Annotated in this window: 13 protein-coding genes; 10 read left to right on the top strand and 3 right to left on the bottom strand. The window is 63.6% G+C overall.

Annotation, left to right across the window (positions count from 1 at the left end; all coding sequences use genetic code 11):
- Window positions 1-52: 52 nt before the first annotated feature.
- The gene (locus EN874_RS01350) at window positions 53-1,180 is read right to left on the bottom strand and encodes an S-(hydroxymethyl)glutathione dehydrogenase/class III alcohol dehydrogenase (protein ID WP_127428174.1); all 1,128 of its coding nucleotides are present in this window, start codon (window positions 1,178-1,180) and stop codon (window positions 53-55) included.
- A 263-nt stretch (window positions 1,181-1,443) separates the two neighbouring features.
- Here EN874_RS01350 and EN874_RS01355 point away from each other — a divergent pair, with 263 nt between their 5' ends.
- The 7 genes from EN874_RS01355 (at window position 1,444) to EN874_RS01385 (ending at window position 12,667) form a co-directional block, all read left to right on the top strand.
- The gene (locus EN874_RS01355) at window positions 1,444-3,456 is read left to right on the top strand and encodes an acetyl/propionyl/methylcrotonyl-CoA carboxylase subunit alpha (protein ID WP_127428175.1); all 2,013 of its coding nucleotides are present in this window, start codon (window positions 1,444-1,446) and stop codon (window positions 3,454-3,456) included.
- Between the two features lie 113 nt (window positions 3,457-3,569).
- Window positions 3,570-7,097 carry a DNA polymerase III subunit alpha gene (gene dnaE, locus EN874_RS01360; protein ID WP_127428176.1) on the top strand — a complete coding sequence of 1,176 codons (3,528 nt, stop codon included), beginning with the start codon at window positions 3,570-3,572 and terminating at the stop codon, window positions 7,095-7,097.
- A 391-nt stretch (window positions 7,098-7,488) separates the two neighbouring features.
- A complete protein-coding gene (locus EN874_RS01365; protein WP_127428177.1) occupies window positions 7,489-8,709 on the top strand; it encodes a glycosyltransferase family 2 protein in 1,221 nt (406 codons plus the stop codon).
- A 36-nt stretch (window positions 8,710-8,745) separates the two neighbouring features.
- Entirely contained in the window at window positions 8,746-9,696 is a 951-nt protein-coding gene (locus tag EN874_RS01370; RefSeq protein WP_245513406.1) for a glycosyltransferase, read from the top strand.
- A gap of 20 nt (window positions 9,697-9,716) precedes the next feature.
- Window positions 9,717-10,214: a GtrA family protein gene (locus EN874_RS01375; RefSeq protein WP_168247336.1), complete on the top strand. Its 498-nt coding sequence runs from the start codon at window positions 9,717-9,719 to the stop codon at window positions 10,212-10,214.
- Window positions 10,215-10,216: 2 nt separating this feature from the next.
- Entirely contained in the window at window positions 10,217-10,840 is a 624-nt protein-coding gene (locus EN874_RS01380) for a class I SAM-dependent methyltransferase (protein ID WP_127428179.1), read from the top strand.
- A 417-nt stretch (window positions 10,841-11,257) separates the two neighbouring features.
- Window positions 11,258-12,667 carry a hypothetical protein gene (locus EN874_RS01385; RefSeq protein WP_128261483.1) on the top strand — a complete coding sequence of 470 codons (1,410 nt, stop codon included), beginning with the start codon at window positions 11,258-11,260 and terminating at the stop codon, window positions 12,665-12,667.
- A gap of 177 nt (window positions 12,668-12,844) precedes the next feature.
- Here the strand turns inward: EN874_RS01385 and EN874_RS01390 are convergent, their stop codons facing one another.
- Window positions 12,845-13,726, bottom strand: a complete 882-nt coding sequence (locus EN874_RS01390) for a DMT family transporter (RefSeq protein WP_127428181.1) — start codon at window positions 13,724-13,726, stop codon at window positions 12,845-12,847.
- A gap of 181 nt (window positions 13,727-13,907) precedes the next feature.
- Here EN874_RS01390 and EN874_RS01395 point away from each other — a divergent pair, with 181 nt between their 5' ends.
- On the top strand, window positions 13,908-14,405 hold the full coding sequence (locus EN874_RS01395; RefSeq protein WP_127428182.1) for a hypothetical protein: 498 nt from the start codon (window positions 13,908-13,910) through the stop codon (window positions 14,403-14,405).
- A 28-nt stretch (window positions 14,406-14,433) separates the two neighbouring features.
- Here the strand turns inward: EN874_RS01395 and EN874_RS01400 are convergent, their stop codons facing one another.
- Window positions 14,434-15,762, bottom strand: a complete 1,329-nt coding sequence (locus EN874_RS01400) for a DNA polymerase IV (RefSeq protein WP_127428183.1) — start codon at window positions 15,760-15,762, stop codon at window positions 14,434-14,436.
- 65 nt (window positions 15,763-15,827) lie between these two features.
- Here EN874_RS01400 and EN874_RS01405 point away from each other — a divergent pair, with 65 nt between their 5' ends.
- On the top strand, window positions 15,828-16,403 hold the full coding sequence (locus tag EN874_RS01405; RefSeq protein ID WP_127428184.1) for a GNAT family N-acetyltransferase: 576 nt from the start codon (window positions 15,828-15,830) through the stop codon (window positions 16,401-16,403).
- A gap of 204 nt (window positions 16,404-16,607) precedes the next feature.
- Window positions 16,608-18,158: a hypothetical protein gene (locus tag EN874_RS01410; protein WP_127428185.1), complete on the top strand. Its 1,551-nt coding sequence runs from the start codon at window positions 16,608-16,610 to the stop codon at window positions 18,156-18,158.
- Window positions 18,159-18,161 lie beyond the last annotated feature (3 nt).

The raw sequence follows: 18,161 nt of genomic DNA on the forward strand, positions 1-18,161 counted from the left end.
ATGTTGACCACAAAGGTCGGGGCCCTCCGGCCCGCGGCCCGGTGGTATTGCTTCAGTAAACCACGACACTCCGGATCGACTTGCCCTCATGCATGAGGTCGAAGCCCTTGTTGATGTCCTCGAGCTTCAGCGTATGGGTGATCATCGGGTCGATCTGGATCTTCTTCTCCATGTACCAGTCGACGATCTTCGGCACGTCGGTGCGGCCGCGCGCGCCGCCGAAGGCAGTGCCCATCCAGGTGCGGCCGGTCACCAGCTGGAACGGCCGCGTCGCAATCTCCTGGCCGGCGCCGGCGACGCCGATGATGACCGACTTGCCCCAGCCGCGATGCGAGGCTTCCAGCGCCTGTCGCATCACCTTGGTGTTGCCGGTGCAATCGAAGGTGTAGTCGGCGCCGCCGATCTGGTCGGCCCCGCGCTTGGTCATGTTGACCAGGTACGGCACGATGTCGCCGTCGATCTCCTTCGGATTGACGAAATGCGTCATGCCGAACTTCTCGCCCCAGGGCTTCTTGTCGTTGTTGACGTCGACGCCGATGATCATGTCGGCGCCGGCAAGGCGAAGGCCCTGGATGACGTTCAGGCCGATGCCGCCGAGGCCAAAGACGACGGCGGTGGCACCCTGCTCGACCTTGGCGGTGTTGATGACCGCGCCGATGCCGGTGGTCACGCCGCAGCCGATGTAGCAGATCTTGTCGAAGGGGGCGTCGGGATTGACCGTGGCCACCGCGATCTCCGGCAGCACGGTGAAGTTGGAGAAGGTCGAGCAGCCCATATAGTGGAACAGCTTTTCGCCGCCGACCGAGAAGCGCGAGGTGCCGTCGGGCATCAGGCCTTGACCCTGCGTGGCGCGGATGGCGGTGCACAGGTTGGTCTTCCTCGACAGGCAGGACGGGCACTGCCGGCATTCGGGCGTGTAGAGCGGGATGACGTGGTCGCCTTTCCTGACCGAGGTGACGCCCTTGCCGACATCGACGACGATGCCGGCGCCCTCATGGCCGAGGATGGCCGGAAAGATGCCTTCCGGATCGGCGCCCGACAGCGTGAACTCATCGGTGTGGCAGATGCCGGTCGCCTTGACCTCGACCAGGACCTCGCCCTCGCGCGGGCCCTCGAGATCCACCTCCATGATTTCCAGCGGCTTTCCGGCGGCGACGGCGACAGCGGCGCGCGTTTTCATGAGGCAGTTCCTCCCAATGCAATCAACAAATCTCTGATGTGGCCGGCTTGTCGAGCCTGCCCGGCGCGGCGAATGCCCGCCAGCCCTCCGCAGTGAGCCCACACGCCACTCTATAGATTTCCTTTGTGGCGGCCAACTTCCCTTGCGACGTTTTTCGGCGCGGTATTCGCAATCGATGCGGCGCGGGAGTGCGCCGCCGACCACTTGAGACGTGGCGGGATTGTCCATAGAACTGGACCACTTCGCCGGAGGACGACATCCGAATGTTCAAGAAGATCCTGATCGCCAATCGCGGCGAGATCGCGTGTCGCGTGATCAAGACGGCGCGCAAGATGGGGATCGCCACGGTCGCGGTCTATTCGGACGCCGATCGCGACGCCGTGCATGTCGATATGGCCGACGAGGCCGTGCATATCGGCCCGTCGCCCGCCGCGCAGAGCTATCTCGTCGCAGAGAAGATCATCGCCGCCTGCAAGGAGACCGACGCCGAGGCGGTGCATCCGGGCTATGGCTTCCTGTCCGAGCGCGCCTCCTTCTGCGAGGCGCTGGAGAAGGAAGGCATCGCCTTCATCGGACCGAAGCCCAGGGCGATCCGCGCCATGGGCGACAAGATCGAATCGAAGAAGTTCGCCAGCCAGGCCAAGGTCTCGACCGTGCCGGGCTGGCTGGGCGTCATCGAGAACGCCGACCATGCCGAAAGAATCGCCGGCGAGATCGGCTATCCGGTGATGATCAAGGCCTCGGCCGGCGGCGGCGGCAAGGGCATGCGCATCGCCTGGAGCAAGGCGGAAGTGCGCGACGGTTTCGAGCGCGCGCGCTCGGAAGCCATAAGCTCCTTCGGCGACGACCGCGTCTTCATCGAGAAATTCGTCGTCGATCCGCGCCATATCGAGATCCAGGTACTGGCCGACGCGCATGGCAATGCGCTCTATCTCGGCGAGCGCGAATGCTCGATCCAGCGCCGCAACCAGAAGGTGGTCGAGGAGGCGCCGTCGCCATTCCTCGACGCCAAGACGCGCAAGGCCATGGGCGAGCAGGCGGTGGCGCTGGCAAAAGCCGTCGACTACCAGAGCGCCGGCACGGTCGAGTTCATCGTCGACAAGGACAAGAACTTCTATTTCCTTGAAATGAATACAAGATTGCAGGTCGAGCATCCGGTGACCGAGCTCGTCACCGGCATCGACCTGGTCGAGCAGATGATCCGCATTGCCGCCGGCGAAAAGCTCGGCATCAAGCAGAGCGACGTAAAGCTCAGCGGCTGGGCGGTGGAAAGCCGCCTCTATGCCGAAGACCCTTTCCGCAATTTCCTGCCGTCGATCGGCCGGCTGACGCGTTACCGGCCGCCTGAGGAGGGGAGGTTCGGCGATGTCGTGATCCGCAACGACACCGGCGTCACCGAAGGCTCCGAAATATCGATGTTCTACGATCCGATGGTGGCAAAGCTCTGCACCTGGGCGCCGACGCGACTGGAGGCCATCGACGCGATGTCCGAAGCGCTGGACAGTTTTGTCGTCGACGGCATCGAGCACAACATCCCGTTTCTCGCTGCGCTGATGCAGCATCCGCGCTGGCGCGAGGGGCGGCTTTCGACCGGCTTCATCGCCGAGGAATACCCGCACGGCTTCGCGCCGGTCGAACCGGATAGCGGGGAGAGGGCGGTGCTCGCCGCGATCGCCGCCGCGATCGAACTGCTGCGCCGGGACCGGCTCGACCGCCTCAGCGGACGGCTGGCGCCGCATTCCGGCCATCTCAAGCGCGACTGGGTGGTGAAGATCGACGCGGACTACCTTGGCGTCAGCATCATCGACGGCATGGTTTCGATCCCGATGGAGGTCGATCTGTCGATCGATGGCGGCAGGCCGCTGACGGTGGCCTCGGACTGGCGGCCAGGCGACGCGATCTGGCACGGCACGATCGGCGGCAACCGGATCGCTGCACAGATCCGCCCGGTGCCGAACGGTCTTCGCATCGCCTGGAAAGGCATGTCGGTGACGGCTCAAGCCATGCTGCCGCGCACGGCGGAGCTTGAAAGGCTGATGCCGGAAAAGCTGCCGCCGGACACCTCCAAAATGCTGCTCTGCCCGATGCCCGGCCTTGTCGTGTCGATCGCCGTCGCCGAAGGACAGGAGGTCAAGGCCGGTGAGACGCTGGCCGTGGTCGAGGCCATGAAGATGGAAAACGTGCTGCGCGCGGAGCGCGACCTCACCGTGGCCAAGCTCAACGCCAAACCCGGCGACAGCCTGGCGGTCGACGCGGTGATCATGGAATTCGCCTGAGGCGGCGTAGGGGACGGAAGCCTGTGGTCCGCGATCGAATGTACTGGACTGGCATCGCTCCGTCCGGGACAATACATCAGCACAGATGAGTCCTTGGGGTAGCGCGAAAAAACATGGCGGATGAACGACTTCCACGCGACCCGTTGCAGCGCGAAGCAGCCGTGAAGGCCGCGCGGCCGGAAGCGTCGGCGCGGACCTTCATCCATCTGCGCGTGCATTCGGCCTATTCGCTGCTCGAGGGCGCCCTGCAGCTCGGCGCCATCGTCGGGCACGCTGTCAAGGACGAGGCGCCGGCGATCGCGGTGACCGACACCAACAATCTGTTCGGGGCGCTCGAGTTCGCCCAGAAGGCGGTCAAGGACGGCATCCAGCCGATCATCGGCTGCCAGATCGATCTCGCCTTTTCCGGCGAAGCGAGCGACGCGCAGCGCGACCGCCGCCGGCACGGTCCCGAGATGTCGCCGATCGTGCTGATCGCCGCCAGCGAGGCAGGTTATGCCAACCTGGTCCGGCTGATCAGCAAGGTCTATCTGCAGACGCCGCCCGGTGAGCCGGTGCATCTTACCAGCGCGATGCTTGAAGGTCTTTGCGATGGGCTGATCTGCCTGACCGGCGGCCCGCGCGGCCCGATCGGCAGCGCCCTGAAGGCTGACCGCCGCGATCTCGCCGAGCAGCGGCTGCTCTCCCTCAAAGGCCTGTTCGGAGATCGCCTCTATGTCGAGCTGGAACGGGTCGCCGGCTATGACCGCATGGTCGAGAAGTCGACGGTCGATCTTGCCTACAGCCACGAACTGCCACTGGTCGCCACCAACGAGGCCTTCTTCTCCAAGCGCGAAGACTATGAAGCGCATGACGCGCTGATTGCGATTGCCGAAGGCTCGGTGGTGGCCGCCGACAACCGCCGGCGGCTTTCGCCGGACAATTTCCTGCGCGGCCAGGCGGAGATGGCGCGGCTGTTCTCGGACCTGCCGGAAGCGATCGACAACACGGTCGAGATCGCGATGCGCTGCTCCTACTATCCGAAGAACCGCAGCCCGATCCTGCCGCGCTTCACCGGAGCCGATGCCGCAGACAAGGACGCGGCCGAGAAGGCGGAAGCCGCCGAGCTCGCGCGCCAGGCGCGAGAAGGCCTGGAGGCGCGGCTCGCAAAGCATGGGCCAACCCCCGGCTATACGGTCGAGCAGTATCGCGAGCGGCTCGAATTCGAGCTCGGCATCATCGAGAAGATGAAGTTCCCCGGTTACTTCCTGATCGTCGCCGACTTCATCAAATGGGCAAAGGCGCAAGGCATCCCGGTCGGGCCGGGGCGCGGTTCCGGCGCCGGCTCGCTGGTCGCCTATTCCACCACCATCACCGACATCGACCCGCTGCGCTTCTCGCTGCTGTTCGAGCGCTTCCTCAACCCGGACCGCGTCTCGATGCCGGATTTCGACATCGACTTCTGCCAGGACCGGCGCGAGGAGGTCATCCGCTACGTCCAGCAGAAGTATGGCCGCGACCAGGTCGGCCAGATCATCACCTTCGGTACGCTGCAGGCGCGTGCCGTGCTGCGCGATGTCGGTCGCGTGCTGCAGATGCCCTACGGCCAGGTCGACAAGCTGTCCAAGATGGTGCCGCAGAACCCGGCCAATCCGGTCAAGCTGGCGGATGCGATCGCCAACGAGCCACGCTTCGCCGAGGAGGCGGAGAAGGAGCCGATCGTCCAGACACTGCTCGACACGGCGCAAAAGCTCGAAGGCCTCTATCGCCACGCCTCGACGCATGCCGCCGGCATCGTCATCGGCGACAGGCCTTTGTCGGAACTGGTGCCGATGTACCGCGATCCGCGCTCGGACATGCCGGTCACCCAGTTCAACATGAAATATGTCGAGCAGGCGGGGCTGGTAAAATTCGACTTCCTCGGCCTGAAGACACTGACGGTGCTGGAAACGGCGGTGAAGCTGATCCGGCGGCGCGGCGTCGACGTCGATCTAGCCCGCATCCCGCTCGACGATCCCGATACCTACGCCATGCTGTCGCGCGGCGAGGTGGTCGGCGTGTTCCAGGTTGAAAGTGCCGGCATGCGCAAAGCGCTGATCGGCATGCGGCCGGACTGCATCGAGGACATCATCGCGCTGGTCGCTCTCTACCGCCCCGGCCCGATGGAGAACATCCCGACCTACAACGCCAGAAAGCATGGCGAGGAGGAGATGGCCTCGATCCATCCCAAGATCGACCATCTGGTGAAGGAGACGCAGGGCGTCATCGTCTACCAGGAACAGGTGATGCAGATCGCGCAGGAGCTTTCCGGCTATTCGCTCGGCGAAGCCGACCTCCTGCGCCGCGCCATGGGCAAGAAGATCCGCGCCGAGATGGACAAGCAGCGCGAGCGCTTCGTGACGGGCGCGGTCGAGCGCGGCGTCGGCAAGCCACAGGCCGATTTCATCTTCGACCTCTTGGCCAAATTCGCCGACTACGGCTTCAACAAGTCGCATGCCGCCGCCTATGCCGTCGTGTCCTACCAGACGGCCTATCTCAAGGCGCATTACCCCGTCGAGTTCCTGGCGGCGTCGATGACGCTCGATATGAGCAATACCGATAAGCTTGCCGATTTCCGCCAGGACGCGCTGCGCCTCGGCATCGAGGTGGTGGCGCCCTCGGTGATGACCAGCTTCCGTCCCTTCGAGGTCGGCGAGAACAAGATTTTTTACTCCCTGGCGGCGCTCAAGGGAGTCGGCGACGCAGCGGTCGAGCACATCGTCGAGATGCGTGGCGAGAAACCCTTCGGCAGCCTTGCCGATTTCTGCGAGCGGGTGGATCCGAAAATCGTCGGCAAGCGCGTCTTCGAGAGCCTGATCATGGCCGGCGCCCTGGACTGCTTCGGGCATGACCGCGCCGTGATGATGGCCGGCGTCGAGCGAATGATGGGGCTGGCCTCGCTCGCCCAGCAGAACGCCATCTCCGGGCAGACCGACATCTTTGGCGCCTCGCTTGGGAGCCAATCGCAGGCGCTCAACCTGCCGGCAACTGATCCATGGCTTGCCGCCGACCGGCTGCACCGCGAATTCCAGGTGGTCGGCTTCTATCTCTCGGCGCATCCGCTCGACGAATACAAGGCAGCGCTCCAGAAGATGCGGGTGCAGAACTGGGCGGAATTCTCGGCCGCGGTGAAGCGCGGCGCCGCCGCCGGCCGGCTCGCCGGCACCGTCACCACCAAGCAGGAGCGGAAGACCCGTACCGGCAACAAGATGGGCGTCGTGCAGTTTTCCGACACGACCGGCCAGTACGAGGCGGTGCTGTTCTCCGAAGGACTGGCGCAGTATCGCGACATGCTGGAGCCCGGCCGCTCCGTGGTGATCACCGTCTCGGCGGAAGACCGGCCGGAGGGCATCAATCTGCGCATCCAGACGGTGCAGTCGCTGGAGGACGAGGCGAGCCGCATCCAGAAGGCGCTACGCATCTTCGTGCGCGACGCCCAGCCGATCAACATCCTGGCCAACCAGCTTGCCGTGAAGGGCGAAGGGCAGGTGAGCTTCGTGCTCATCAAGGACGCCGGCCAGGGCGAGGTCGAGATCGAGCTCCCCAATCGCTACCGCATCTCGCCGCAAGTCGCCTCGGCCATGCGCGCGGTACCGGGCGTTGTCGAAGTGGAACTGGTGTAGGCGCCCTAACTATTTGTTTTTTGGGCAATTCCGAAGGGAAATCGTCGCACCCTTTTCCTGGATTTTGATCAGGATGACGTTTCGTTGAATCGCCATCCTGATTCGGCTCTTTGTTCGCGCATGATCTTCAGCGAAACCGCCCCTCACTTTTTGCTTCGCTGACCTTCGGTTCCGGATCATGCTTGAGCGCGAGGCGTCGCTGCTACTTCAAGCCTCGTCACCCTCTGCCACCCAATACTCGCCAAACTCCGTCATTCGCTCTACAGCGTATGGCTCTGTATATCTTTGACTAACTTGTTCTTGCTAATGTTGCCGCTAGGCTGCGGAATGTTGGGGGGCGTGTGCCTTAGTCGTCAGCGGGCTGACGATCGGGGTAGGAGCGCGTGGCACGATGGTCGACAAGTCGAATTTCGCGATAGTCCGGACTGAACTCGATGGGCAGCGCGCCGATGATGCTGGGGCGCCTCTGGTGTCGGCCATCATCCCTTGCCTGAACGAAGAGCGCACGCTCGGCATCTGCATCCGCAAGGCACTCGACGTCTTTGCAAAGCGGGGCATCGAGGGTGAGGTCGTCGTCGGCGACAATGGCTCAAGCGATCGGTCGGTCGAGATTGCCGAGTCCCTCGGCGCGCGTGTCGTGCACCAACGGGTCAAGGGATATGGCGCGGCGATCAGCGCGGCGGCTGAAGCTGCGCGAGGCAAGTACCTCGTCATGGCGGATGCGGACGATTCCTACGACTGGAGCAGCCTCGGCGCCTTCATCGACGCGCTGGAGGACGGTGCCGAACTGGTGATGGGTGATCGCTTCGCGGGCGGTATCGAGCCCGGCGCCATGCCCGCGCTGCATCGGTATCTTGGCAATCCGGTGCTTTCAACGATCGCCCGCTGGCTTCACCATTCTCCGGTGCACGATTTTCACTGCGGCATGCGGGGGTTCACCCGCGATGCGTTCCGCAGGATGGGGGCGCGCTCGCCGGGCATGGAATTCGCTTCGGAGATGGTCATCAACGCCCACCGCGCCGGGCTCGTGATCCGCGAGGTGCCGATCAAGCTCTATCCGGACAAGCGCGGCCGGCCGCCTCATCTGCGCTCGTTCCGCGACGGCTGGCGACACCTGCGGCTGATCGTGGCCCATGCGCCCAACACCATGTATCTCATCCCGGGGGCGACCTTGCTGGTGGCCGGCATCGTCGGCCTTGCGACCCTCGCCGCGGGACCGGTCCGGATAGGCGGGTGGTATTTCGGAATCCACTTCGTCGCGCTCTCGGCGATGGCGACGCTGATCGGCCTTTCGGCGATCCTTTTCGGCATGCTGGCCAAGGTGGCGATCGCCATCTATCACCCGGTCCACGGAGGCCACATCGTGCCCTGGCTGATGCGCGGCCGCCCGTTGGAATGGCTGGTCTTTTCCGGTGGCGCGCTCGCGCTGGCCGGCTTTGTCGCGGACGTGCTGCTGGCGCTGCATTGGATTTTCGTCGGCGGCCCGATGGAGCAGTCGGTGCACCTGACCTTCGTGACCACCACAGCCTGTGTGGCCGGCATGTCCATGGTGCTGGCCGGCTTTGTGCTCAAGTTGCTGCTTGATAATCTGGACGGCAGGCGTGCGTTCTGACTGTTCGACCGGCCTGGCGGCGGAAGAGGTAGCTGCGTGATCGAAAAGCCATTCCTGTCCGTCGTCATGCCGGTGCACGAAGGCGCGGCATGGATTGGCGCGACACTTGACTCGCTGACCGCCGAGCCGACCGGCGGCCTGGAGATAATCATTATCGACAGCAGTCCGACGAGCGCCACCGCGGCCGTCGTCGAGCGATTTGTCCATCGGTTGCCCCTTCGGCTGTTTCAGCGAAGGGACCTCGGACAGTGGCAGACGAAGACCAACTTCGGCGTCGAACTGGCGGCCGCCGATCATGTCTGCATACTCCCGTCAGACGACCTGTGGCTGCCCGGGCGCGTCGAGGCTGTTCGCCGCTGGATCGCGGATGCGCCCGAAGCTGTGCTGCATCTCGCCCCGACCGCTATCGTCGACCGCTACGGCCGGCGAATGGGGCGGTGGAACTGTCCTTTGCCGGCTGACGAGGTGCTCGAAGCCGAATTCCTGCTGGAACGGCTGCTCGTGCAAAATTTCGTCTCTGTGCCCGCTCCGGTGTTCCGCCGAAGCGCATGGCTGGCGTGCGGGGGCGTGGATGAGAAACTCTGGTACACGGCGGATTGGGATGTATGGGCGAAGCTTGCCGGTACTGGACCGGTAACCTATCACGACGAGATCACGACGGCCTTTCGGGTTCACGGCAGTTCGCTGACTGTGACCGGATCCCGTGATGCGAGCGAGTTCCGATCGCAAATGCAGATTGTTCTGGAGCGCCATCTGCCCCGGCTTCCGGCGAGCAGCCGTGAAAGGATAGGGCCTGCCGCCAGGGCGTCGATCAGCGTCAACGTGTCGCTCGCCGCCGCGTCGGCCGGCAACTTGAAAGCCTTGGTTCGTGCGGCTGGTGTCGTGCTGTCGCTCGGGCCGATCGGAATGAGGCGCTATTTGCGCGACTCGCGGCTGCGTGAGCGTGCCGTGTGCCGGCTTCGCGCGAAACTGACAGGAGCTTTCTGACGCCAATGCCAAGCCCTGCCATGAACTCCGGCGAGCAGGTGGAGCAGGAGCGCCATGCGGTTGCCCCCGAACGGCCGCTTTTGGAACGAGGGTGGCGGTACATGCTGGTGGGGTTGGTGTGCGCCATTACACACAACGCGGTCATGATTGCGGTCGATCGAGCGGGAGGGCACTACTTGCTGGGCACCGTGGTTTCATTCATGGTCGTGTCGCCCCTCGGATACACGTTGCACAGCCGGTTCACCTTTGCCGAGCCTTTTCGTTTGAAGGCATTCGCGCGTTTTGCAGGAAGCATGGCCGCGGCCTATCCGATCTCGACAGCCATGATGGTCGTTCTGTGTTCCGGCCTCGGTCTTGATGTTGCAGTCGCGACTCCGATTGCCACCGTCGCTCTGTTCGTGTGGAATTTTGTCGCGGCGCACTGGGCCATCCTGCCGCAGTTCTATCTGCGGCGCGCGCCTGTGGCGACGGCACCCTCCCGCCCGGCGAAACAGCATTCAATAGGAAACGGGGAATAGGAATGTCAGCACCAGGTCAGGTCGCGCGCAGGGTTCTCGGCCGCCATTTCAAGCCGGTCGGCAATGTCTATCGCCGTGTGTTCGTCAACCTCGACAGAATTGCGGATTTTCTCGACGGCGAATTGCCGAACGGCTCGAGGATCCTGGACATCGGCGGCGGCGACGGCGCCCTTGTCGAGCGGCTCTTGAATCGACGCCCTGACCTCGCTGTTACGATGTGCGATCCAGCACCCTCGGTCGGCACATTCCTAAGCGATGTAAATCGAGCAAAGGTCGACCTACTGCCCGCGACTTACCTCACCGAAGTCACCGGGCTCTATGATGCCGTCACGATTTGCGACGTCATCCATCATGTGCCGGTCGATCAGCGCGACGCTTTCTTCAAATCGCTGGCCGACAGCTGCGAGCGCTGGGGGTGCCGGAAGATCATCCTGAAGGATATTGAGCCCGGAGGAGTGCGCGCCATGCTGTCGCTCCTTTCGGACTGGCACATTACCGGAGACAAGCATGTCGTGCTGTTTTCACGCTCGGACTTTGCGGCCATGGCGCGACGCTATTTCCCAAAGGCGCAGAGGGCATCGGCTGTACCGGACTGGCCGAACTATTGCGAAGTGTTGAGTTGGTAGGCTCTGAACCGGAATGCCGGCATGGACCTCTTCCTGGAAGCCGGCGTCTTCAAATTCGCTGTTTGCGGGTGGAGCGGCGGCCCGAATAGCGAGAGCTGCGCGCAGTCGCTGCGGTTTGGGGGAACCTTGGACAAGCAAGAACTTGCACGCGGATCAAGCCGGCTATTCGGTCTCGGGCAGCGCTCCGCAACGATTCTTCTGAGCGTCTTGATCGCGCTCAAGATCGTTTTGCTCTTCACCTTGGCTTGGAACGCTCGCTTCGTCATGGACGAATTCGTCCAACTCGGATGGGCCAAATATTTCGCCAACGGCATGTTCGGCACGGTCTGGCACGCCAAGGCGGTCGGCTATGCGATCTTCTACGAGATCGCGCACCTGATCGGTTGGGACGCCACGTCCATCCTGCTTGCCGGCCGTATGCAGACCGCGCTGCTGGCATGCGCGACCATTGCTTTCGTCTACGCTTGCGCTCGCGCGCTGGGGGAGGATCGGATCCGCGCGTTGGTCATCGTCCTCCTGCTCCTCTGCTTCTCGAATTTCATGGAGCGCATCTTTCGCACCATCGCCGAACCGCTGGCTGTGTTCTTCGCCGTGGCGGCGCTGCTGGTCGTCCTGCGGGCGCGTGAATTGAGGGGATGGCAGCTTGTGGCTGCCGGCGCATTGAGCGGCCTGTCGTTCCTCGCGACGCAGAAATCAGTCTACTTCAATGTTGCGCTTGGCCTTGGTCTGGTCGCCGACGCGGCTTTGATGAGACGCTACGCGGCAGGCATCGCCCGCGGCGCATGGCTCCTGCTGGGATGGAGTGTTCCCATAATCGCCTATTGCTTCATCTTTGGCGGCACGAACCCTGTTCCCATCGCCAGGAGCCTCATATTTGGTCCGCTTGAGATCGCGATGCGCGGCGGCGGTGACTACGGGGGGCTGAGGCGCTTCGTGCTGCAGACGCTCGCGCGCAACTATGTCCTCTATGTCTTCTGCTTCTCCGGCATGGCTCTGTCTCTGATGCAGATCACGAAGCTCGACGAACGGCGGCGAATTGCGCTGATCTTCTCGGTCGTCGTCACGGTGCTGGTCTTCGCGCACGACCAGCCATGGCCCTACGTGTTCATCATGGCGCTGCCGTTCATGTCGCTATGGTCATTGACGCTGCTCGACGGCCTCGCTACCCGCGTGCGTTACCTGCGCGTCGCGTGGATAGCGCTCGCCACGGCGATGGCCATCAGCTTCGTTGTCAATCTGCTTTACCTGCGCTTCGACAATGCGGCCCAACTTGAACTGGTGGCGCGCGCAGAGTCGTTGCTTGCGCCGGATGAGCGGTATTTCGACGGCATAGGAATGCTGCCCAATCGGATGGAGCCGACAACCTTGTGGCTCGACAAACACTACGTGCTCGCGACCTTGCGGGAAGGCAAGAACTCCGCGGCCTACAACGTCCTTGGCAAGTCTCCGCCGAAGCTGATCCTGTGGTCCTACAGGATGGACTATATCTATCCGGTGGTCGCGCCCCTGATTGTGAACAGCTATGTCCGTGTCGCGCCAAACCTCAGGATCGCCGGTTTTCGCCTTCACCCCGGCGAGCGGAAGATCTTCGAGGTTCCGATAGCCGGAAGCTATGCGCTCTACAGTGCCGATGGAACGCCCTTGCGCGGCGAGGTCGAAATCGACGGCGCCGTGCTTGATCCGCCATTCAACCTTACGACCGGGCCAAAGACCGTAACATTGCGAAACGGTGCGGGCGAAGCATTGCTGCTGCCGGCGGGTTCGTACGCCGGACATTTCAAGGCCGGCGGCGACAACGACCTTCTATTTGACGGCGTCTATGACTGAGTGCCGATTGATCGACGAGGTCGACGTCAGCCGCCGGGCGGATCGCAAGCGATCGGACCAGGCAACTGACCTATAGCTAGAGCAATTTCAGGAAAAGTGTGAGCGGGTTTCCGTCCGGAATTGCGTAAGAACAAGGAGATAGGGCGTTTCACCGGTTCCGTGAAACGGTGAAACGCCCTAGGAGGTGGCGACTTCGGCAGGCTGCGGAGCCTTCCGCTGCAGATTGAGCAGATTGCCGGCCAGGATCAACGCCGCGCCGCCGGCGGTGAAGACATCGATCTGCTCGCTGTAAAGCAGCCAGCCGATCAGCGCCGACAGCGGCACGCGCAGGAAGTCCATCGGCGAAATGACGGTCGCATCGGCGTGGCTGAGCGCGCGGGCCATGCAAAAATGCGAAGACATGCCGGTAAAGGCGACCACGAATATCGACGGCCAGAGCTCGACCGCCGGCATGCGCCAGACATAGAGCGCCGGGACGAGGCCGACCACGGACTGGATGATCAGCATCCAGAAGATGATGCGCACGACGCTGTCGGTTCGCGTCAGCGACTTGACCATGACCACCGAGACGCCGAAGCACATCGCGGCCCCCAGCACGACGAGATGGCCGGGATCGACCGAGCCGACGCCGGGACGCACGATGATCACCACCCCGATCAGCCCCAGCACGATCGCCGTCAGCCTGGGCCGCGACAGCCTTTCGCCAAGAAAGCTCACCGCCAGGATCGCGGTCCAGATCGGGGTCGTGAACTCTATCGAGATCAGCACGGCGAGCGGAATCAAGGTCAGGGCATAGAGCCAGGCGGCCTGGCCGGCATAGTGGACGACGTTGCGGGCGACGTGGGCGAGGGGGCGCTCGGTGCGCATCGCCTTGAAGCCGCCGCTCGTCATCACCAGCGGCAGCAGGATGAAGAAGCCGATCACCGAGCGCAGCTCCAGCACCTGGAAGACATTGAGCGCGGCCGTCGCGGTGCGGCCGGCGACCGACATCGCCAGGAACGAGGCGATCGACAGCGCCATCCAGAGCGCGGCCTTGGTGATCGAGGGAGCGGGTGCCATCGGCGCTATTTCGCAAGCCGGACCGTCGACCGCAACCGCTAGTCGACGCATTCGACTGGGCCAGTCCCGGCGGCGTTCGGAGGCGGCGTTAAAAAACAGTCACGTTGAAGGCGGAACCTGCAGCTGTTGCAGGCGTTCGAGTCGTCATATTCGCAGCCTTTCGAGTTGGGGGAGATTTCCGATGAAATCGATGATGCTGTTTCTGCTCGCCCTGACGGCAGCGGCGGACGCCCGTGCCGACGATGCCGATTTCCTGCGCTCGTTCCAGGGCAACTTCGCTGGCAACGGCACCCTCAAGGTGAGCGCCAGCGCACCGACGATGAATATCTCCTGCACCTTCAAATCCGGCGCCACCTCGACCTCGCTGTCGCTCGACGGCAAATGCCGCGGCCTCATCCTGATGACGCGGGAGATCAGCGCCGATCTCAAGGCCAGCGGCGCCGGCTATACCGGTGTCTATATCGGCTCGCGCACGGGACCGGCGCAGTTGAACGGAAGCCGCGCTGGCAATGCGCTCAATCTCGGCATCCGCTGGGCAAAGGAGGTCAACGGTGACCGCAAGGCGCAGTTGACCGTCGAGAAGACCAGCGGCGACGGCATGCGGCTGACGGTGACCGATACCGATCCGAAAACCGGCAAGACCATGGTGACGAGCCGGATCGATCTCAAGCGTACCTAGCTGAGCCCGCAACCAATGCCTGCCGGTCTCAGTCCTCGAGCGGCTCGGGCGGATTGGCGCTGCGGCCCTTGCCAAAAGTGTAGCCGGTCTCGACGGCCTTCCTGCCGAACTTGTCGCGCAGCTCATCGATCGCGGTTTCGGCGAGCGCGCGCTTGCGCGACTGGACGTCGACCAGGTCGGGCGGATCGGCCTTCCCGTCGTCGGAGAGGTCGCTGACGCCGATGCCGAGCAAACGGAACTTCGTCCCGTCGACCTCGCGACGCAGAAGGTCGAGCCCGGCCTGGAAGATGCGGTCGGCCAGCCGTGTCGGATCGCCAAGCTGGCGGTTGCGGGTGCGGAGCTTGAAATCCTGCGTCTTGAGCTTCAGCACCACGGTGCGCCCGGCAATGCCGGATTTTTTCAACCGCACCGAGACTTTTTCCGACAGGCCGCGCAGCACCGGCACCAGTTCCGCCAGCGAGGCGATATCGGTGTCGAAAGTGGTTTCGGCCGACACGCTCTTGGCATCGCCGTCGGGGTCGACGCGGCGGTCGTCCTCGCCGCGCGAAAGCCGGTAGAGCCGGTCGCCCATGACGCCGTATCGGCGCATCAGCTCGCCGCGCTCCATGCGCTGCAGCTGGGCGATGGTGCGGATGCCGTCGCGCTCCAGCGTCGCGGCCAGCGCCTTGCCGACGCCCCAGATCAGTGTCACCGGCTGTGCGGCGAGGAATGTCGGCGCCTCCGCTTCGCCGATGACGGAGAAGCCGCGCGGCTTGCGGAAGTCCGACGCGATCTTGGCCAGGAACTTGCAGTAGGAAAGGCCGGCCGAAACGGTGATGCCGAGTTCCTTCTCTACCGTCAGGGCGAAACGGGCCAGCACCATCGCCGGCGGCATGCCGTGCAGCCGCTCGGTGCCGGCAAGGTCGAGAAACGCCTCGTCGATCGACAGCGGCTCGACCAGCGGCGTCAGCGCCTGCATCAGCGCGCGCACCTCGCGGCCGACGCGGACATATTTTTCCATGTCGGGCGGGATAACCACGGCTTCGGGACAGGCCTCGAGCGCCTTGAACATCGGCATCGCCGAGCGCACGCCCTGGATGCGGGCGATGTAGCAGGCGGTGGAGACGACGCCGCGCCGGCCGCCGCCGACGATCACCGGCTTGTCCTTCAGCGCCAGATTGTCGCGCTTTTCGATCGCAGCGTAGAAGGCGTCGCAGTCGATATGGGCGATGTTGAGCCGGTAAAGTTCAGGATGGCGGGCAAGCCTCGGGCTGCCGCAGCGCTCGCAGCGGCGCGTCTCGCCGCGCTGAAAGGCCAGGCAGTCGCGACAGAAACCGTGTTCGGGATTGTTGACAGGAGCCGCCATCGCTGCGAACATAAAGAGAACAAACGCAATGGTACGACAGTGCAGAGCCGGCAACAAGCTTGGCCTGGGGAGAACGCATGAGCACGACCATAGTACCGCTGACCCCTGGACGCTGGACCGACTTCGAGGACCTCTTCGGCAAGCAAGGCGCCTGTTACGGCTGCTGGTGCACGCATTTCCGGCTGACACCGGCGGAGCGCAGGGCCAGCGACCGCGAGCGCAACAAGGATCACATCAGGGCGCGCATCGAAGCCGGACCGCCGCCGGGGCTTCTGGCTTTCGAGCAGGGCAGGGCCGTCGGCTGGATGCAGATCGGCCCGCGCGCCGACGTGCCCGAATGGAACAATCAGGGCAGAGGCTCGGCGCCGGTCGATCCGGCGGACGCCGACGATCCGAACGTCTGGGCGATCTCCTGCTTCTTCATCCGCGTCAAGGCGCGGGGCAGGGGCATCACCCATCGCCTCGTCGACGGCGGCGTCGCGTTCGCCCGCGAAAACGGCGCCAGGCTGCTGGAAGCCTGCCCGATCGACCTGTCGCGCGACTCGCGCTCGATCGGCCTGTTCGTCGGCTCATCGCGGGTGTTCGAGAAGGCCGGGTTCGAGAGGCTTCTGGAACGCAAGCCCGGCCGGCCGCTGATGCGGCTTGTGCTTTAAAAGCGGTACAGCTTTCACAGAATCGGCGACCGCTCCAAATGCTTGTTTTTGCGCAATTCCGGGCGGAAAACCGTGTGACACTTTTCCTGGAATTGCTTTAGCGACTTGAGGTTTTGGCTTACAGTCATCGTCTTGCGGCTGTAACGCTTCTTTCCTACCAGAAGCACGAAACGATTTGCCATGCGAGACCAACGGAGAACCGACGTGAAGCGTATTTTGCCACTTGTTGCAGCTCTTGCGTTCAGCGCGCCCGCCGTCGCCCAGACGGTCGACAGCCAGGGCGCGAAGCAGCTTTCCGACAGTCTGGCGCGCTATTTCGGCAAGCAGGCCTTCGACAAGGGTGTGCTCAAGGTTTCGGTCGAAGGCGGCGCCTACAAAATCGCGGTCGACATCAAGGCGCTGGTCGATGCCCTGCCGGAACAGAAGCCGCTGAAATTCGATCTCGCGCCCTATGCCCTGATGGTGAAGCCGCGCAGCGACGGATCCTGGGATGTCGCCTCGGATTTTTCGCAAAGCATGTCATTCGAATTCAACGGGCCGGAAGGCCCGCAAAGCATGCAGCTCACGGTCAAGGACGGCAAGGGCAGCGCCGTCTACGATCCGAGCCTCGCCGCCTTCACCAGCGGCGCCAGCTCGATCGCCGGCATGACGATGACATCGCGGGAAGCCAAGCAGCAGGCGGACGTCACCGCCGGCGCCGGCACCGCGACCATTGCCGCCACCAAATCAGCCAACGGCGGCGTCGACTTCACGGCGACGCAGAAGGTCTCGAGCTTCGTCGAGACGATCAAGATCGACGATCCCGACAACGGAATGAATTTTCCGCTGACGCTGAGAACGCCGGAATTGTCGGTGGATGCAAACGGCAAGGGCGTGAAGACGAAGCCGCTGCTCGATCTGCTAGCCTTTGCGGTGGCCAATGAGGACGAAGCCAGGCTCAAGGCCAATCAGGCAGAGCTCAAGACGCTGCTGCAGGCGGCGCTGCCCGTGTGGGAAAGGATCGACGGTATCTACGGTTTCAAGGACTTCGAGGTGGAGAGTCCGGTCGGCAAATTCGGGGCGAAGCAGTTCAGCACCGCGTTCGGCATGGACGGCGTCTCGCAGAACGGCAAATTCAACTACGCCATCAAGGCCTCGGGCCTGACCATCCCGCAGCAGACGCTGCCCGGCTGGAGCGTCGCGCTGCTGCCGACGGATGTCGACCTCAACTTCGGCGGCGCCAACATCGATCTCGACACCATGGCGAAGAAGGCAATCGAAGCCTTTGATCTCAATAAGAATCCGCCGTTGTCGGATGAGTTCGGCGATGCCCTGGTCGCCGATTTCCTGGCCAAAACGCCCAAATTCGTCCTCGGACACAGCACGGTGAAGAACGGCAGCATCGAGGTCGCGATGGAAGGCGAAATGACATTTCCGGGCAAGAAGCCGGATGCGACCATGACCGTCGATGTCGCGGGTTACGACAAGATCGTCGAGGTCCTGCAGGAGGGCGCCAAGAGCGATGAGCAATTGGCGCAGGCTTTCCCCTTCGCGCTCGCCGTCAAAGGTTTCGGCAAGACGTTGCCCGACGGCCGGCTGGAATGGGTCATCAATGCCAAGGCCGACGGTTCGGTCACGGTCAATGGCGCCATGCTGAAACCGGCCGACGCCGTTCAGGACGGCGGCGCCGACGCCGACCCGAATGACGGCGCCAGCCAGGACGATGGTTCTGGCGAAAACGACAATGATGGGGCAGGCGCGAAGCTTCAGCCCTAATCG

Source organism: Mesorhizobium sp. M1D.F.Ca.ET.231.01.1.1, assembly GCF_003999155.2.
In the GTDB taxonomy this organism is placed as follows: domain Bacteria; phylum Pseudomonadota; class Alphaproteobacteria; order Rhizobiales; family Rhizobiaceae; genus Mesorhizobium.